Here is a 584-nt window from a genome sequence, read left to right on the forward strand (position 1 = left end):
CGGATTTCCTGGCCAGCATGACCGATGTGCAGACGCCCGCCGATGTCGCCAGCGCCGTGGTCGCGCTCGCTGCCGGCAAGATGCAGGGCACCGCCTTCACGGTGAACGGCAGCGGCCTTGCGGCGGCGGCGTGAGGCGCGCAGGATGACCCGAAATCATCATGGCGAGCTCGAAATGACAGACGCTCCTGCCGGGCCATCGGGCCGGCCGGTCCTCGACCGGCCCGCTTTCGAGCGCCTGACCATCACCCACCGCCGCGAACTCAAGCTGCACTGCTACCGCATGATGGGCTCGCTCCACGAGGCCGACGACCTCGTCCAGGACACTTTCCTGAAAGCATGGCGCGGCCGCTCGCAATTCGACGGCCACGGCTCGCCGCGTGGCTGGCTCTACGCCATTGCCACCAACAGCTGCCTCAACGCGATCAAGGCAAGGTCGTCGACGCGCCGCATTCTCGAAGAGCCGGCACGGCCGCCGACCGAAGGCCGCGCCGCTGCTGGCCCAGCCGCCGAACTGACCTGGCTGGAGCCCTATCCCGACGCCGAGCTGCCGGATCCCGCCGACGGCGAACCGGGCCCCGAAGC

General features: G+C 69.5%; 1 protein-coding gene. It reads left to right on the plus strand.

Annotation, left to right across the window (positions count from 1 at the left end; all coding sequences use genetic code 11):
• Nucleotides 1-144 precede the first annotated feature (144 nt).
• On the plus strand, nt 145-584 hold a 440-nt coding region (locus O7A61_RS32340), incomplete at its 3' end, for a sigma factor (protein WP_337133196.1).

The organism is Mesorhizobium sp. Cs1321R2N1 (assembly GCF_037179725.1).
GTDB lineage: Bacteria > Pseudomonadota > Alphaproteobacteria > Rhizobiales > Rhizobiaceae > Mesorhizobium > Mesorhizobium salmacidum.